The organism is Saccharomonospora saliphila YIM 90502, assembly GCF_000383795.1.
Taxonomy (GTDB): domain Bacteria; phylum Actinomycetota; class Actinomycetes; order Mycobacteriales; family Pseudonocardiaceae; genus Saccharomonospora; species Saccharomonospora saliphila.
This window is the reverse complement of record NZ_KB912712.1, coordinates 108,934-111,769: the sequence shown is the minus strand read 5'-3', so window position 1 is coordinate 111,769 and position 2,836 is coordinate 108,934. Positions and strand designations below refer to the sequence as shown.

Sequence of the window (2,836 nt, the reverse complement as noted above, 5' to 3'; positions counted from 1 at the left end):
CGCAGGGCAGCATGGCCGACGCCCTGCGCAAGGCCGGGTACGGACGCTGACACGCGCGGGCGGGAGAAACGGCGTGGCGAGCCGGGCGGCAAGGCCCGACAATGGGCGGATGACGTCGACCGGAGGCTTGAGCCCGGCCACCCGCGCGCGGCTCGAACGCGAGCTCGACCAGCTCCGCGAGCAGCGTGCCGCGCTGGCACCGCGGCTCGGTGACGACCCGCTGGGCGACAGCGCGGACCAGGCCGACCTGCTCGAACGCGCGGAGCTGGCCTCGCGGCTGGACCGGCGGATCAGCGAGATCACCGACCTGCTGCACGGTGCCCCCGCGCCGGAAGCGGACACGGACCTGCCGTCGGGCACGAAGGTGACCTTGCGCTTCCCCGACGGGGACACCGAGGAGATGACCGTGGTCGGTCTCGTGGACGAAGCCGACGACGACGCGTCGGCTCTGACGGCCGACAGCCCGCTCGGCAGGGCCATCGCGGGGCACGAGGAGGGCGACACGATCACCTATCGCACGCCGCAGGGCGAGGCGACGGCGGAGATCGTGCGGCTGGCCCCTCCCGGCTGACGGCCTCAGCCGGGAAAGCCGTCGGTGAGCGCCGCCAGCGCGGTGTCGAGCAGGGCGGCGAGATCGGCGTCGCCGGCCCCGAGCCACTGCTCGTAGGCCGCCAGCGCGAGGCCGAGCGCGGCGTGCGCCACCGCCTGCGGGAGCAGTGCGCCGGAGTCGACGCCGAGCCGTTCCGCCGCGAACTCGGCCAGCACGGCCCGCCAGTCGGCGTAGCGCAGCGTCGCGTGGGCCTGGAGGGCGGGCACGCGCAGGATCAGCTCCATCCGCGCGCGGTGGCGCGGCTGCTCGGCGGAGTCGACGCGGTTGAACTCGACCACCGCCGCGCGGATCGACTCGGTCAGGGGCTCGGAGCGCGGCCGGGCGCGCAGCCGCGCGCGCATGAGGTCGAGCCGGGAATCGAAAGCGCCCCACACGACGTCGTTCTTCGACTCGAAGTACCGGAAGAACGTGCGCCTGCCGATGCCGGCGGCACGGGCGATGTCGTCGACCGTGGTCGCGTCGAACCCGTGGTCGGCGAACAGCGCGAAGGCCACCCGCTCCAGCTCCTCGCGGCTGGTCGCTCTGCGCCTGCCCGCCCGAGCGGGCGGTGCCTGCCCGATGTTCGCCATGACCCTTTCCCTGTGACACCCGGTGCCATTATTCTCGGCACGCACGGTCGTTGTCCCTACTCAGCGAGGAGTAGCGTCCCATGCACGAGCCGGAGACCGCCGACACCGTCACCACCACGACCACCTCCGCAGCGGCCGCCGAGCACGACGGCGCGGCCACCGTCGACGACGACCTCCTCGTCGAGGAGATCTCGATCGACGGCATGTGCGGTGTCTACTGAGCCCGCCCCCGAAGCGCGCACCGAGCCCTTCGATCCCGCCCTGCCGTACCGGCTCGCCTCGAGCGTGGCGCTGCGGCCGGAGCCGTTCGGCGCGCTCGTGTACGACTTCGCCACCCGACGACTGTCCTTTGTGAAGACCCGATCGCTCGTCGACGTGGTCCGCGGCCTCGCCGACGCGCCCGACGCGCACACCGCCCTCGAGACGGCGGGTGTCCCCGGCTCCGAGCATGCCCGATACCTCGACGCCCTCGCCGGACTGCTGTCCGCGGGCACGATCGAGCGACGCTGACGAGGTGGCCATGACACTGGTCGAGCATTTCCGGCACGGTCTCGACGCCCCCATCTGCCTGACCTGGGAGCTGACCTACGCCTGCAACCTGTCCTGCGTGCACTGCCTGTCCTCCTCGGGCCGCCGCGACCCGCGCGAGTTGTCCACCGAGGAGTGCAAGTCCGTCGTCGACGAATTGCGGCGGCTCCAGGTGTTCTACGTCAACATCGGTGGTGGGGAACCCACGGTGCGCTCCGACTTCTGGGAGCTTCTCTCCTACGCCGTCGACAACGGTGTCGGCGTCAAGTTCTCCACCAACGGGGTCCGCCTGACCCCGGAACGGGCACGCCAACTCGCCGCCACCGACTACGTGGACGTGCAGCTCTCCCTCGACGGCGCCACCGCCGAGGTCAACGACCATGTGCGCGGCCCGGGTTCCTACGACACGGCCCTCGCGGCGATGGCGAACCTGCGCGACGCCGGATTCGAGAACTTCAAGATCAGCGTCGTGCTGACCCGGCACAACGTGGGCCAGCTCGACGAGTTCAAGCGACTGGCCGACGCCTACGGCGCCCAGCTCAGGATCACCCGGCTGCGCCCGTCCGGCCGGGGCGCCGACACCTGGCACGAGCTGCGCCCCACCGCCGACCAGCAGCGCGAGCTCTACGAGTGGCTTCTCGCCCACGGGAAGGACGTGCTCACCGGCGACTCCTTCTTCCACCTCAACGCACTGGGCTCCACGCCCCTTCCCGGACTGAACCTGTGCGGCGCGGGCCGGGTGGTGTGCCTGATCGACCCGGTCGGCGACGTCTACGCCTGCCCGTTCGCCATCCACGACGAGTTCCTCGCGGGAAGCGTGCGCGACGAGGGCGGGTTCACCTCGGTGTGGCGCTCCTCGGAGCTGTTCACCCGGCTGCGCGGCCCGCGGTCCGGGGGCGCGTGCGCGTCGTGCTCGGCCTACGACTCCTGCCAGGGCGGCTGCATGGCGGCGAAGTTCTTCACCGGGCTCCCGCTGGACGGCCCGGACCCCGAGTGCGTCAAGGGCAACGGCGAACCCGCGGGCGTGGGCACGGCCGTGCCCAGGCCGGACAAGGACCACTCGCGCACCGGGCGTTCCCGGGTTCCGGTGCCGATCGGCTGGGGGCCGCCGCGCGACGGCGGCGCCACC

Annotated in this window: 5 protein-coding genes; 4 read left to right on the top strand and 1 reads right to left on the bottom strand. The window is 72.3% G+C overall.

The window, feature by feature from the left end; translation table 11 throughout:
- Positions 1–109: 109 nt before the first annotated feature.
- Positions 110–571, top strand: coding sequence for a GreA/GreB family elongation factor (locus SACSA_RS0118125; RefSeq protein WP_019819150.1), 462 nt, complete (start codon positions 110–112; stop codon positions 569–571).
- 5 nt (positions 572–576) lie between these two features.
- On the opposite strand, the gene mftR is transcribed toward SACSA_RS0118125, so the two are convergent.
- Positions 577–1,179 carry a mycofactocin system transcriptional regulator gene (gene mftR / locus SACSA_RS0118120; protein WP_019819149.1) on the bottom strand — a complete coding sequence of 201 codons (603 nt, stop codon included), beginning with the start codon at positions 1,177–1,179 and terminating at the stop codon, positions 577–579.
- An 80-nt stretch (positions 1,180–1,259) separates the two neighbouring features.
- On the opposite strand from mftR, the gene mftA reads away from it, so the two are divergent.
- From mftA to mftC, 3 genes are all read left to right on the top strand, one after another.
- Positions 1,260–1,400, top strand: coding sequence for a mycofactocin precursor MftA (gene mftA, locus SACSA_RS24845; protein ID WP_019819148.1), 141 nt, complete (start codon positions 1,260–1,262; stop codon positions 1,398–1,400).
- A complete protein-coding gene (mftB, locus tag SACSA_RS0118110) occupies positions 1,390–1,689 on the top strand; it encodes a mycofactocin biosynthesis chaperone MftB (RefSeq protein WP_019819147.1) in 300 nt (99 codons plus the stop codon). The genes mftA and mftB overlap by 11 nt, the downstream gene beginning before the upstream one ends.
- A gap of 10 nt (positions 1,690–1,699) precedes the next feature.
- Positions 1,700–2,836: mycofactocin radical SAM maturase (mftC, locus tag SACSA_RS0118105; protein ID WP_019819146.1), on the top strand; the 1,137-nt coding region annotated here is incomplete at its 3' end.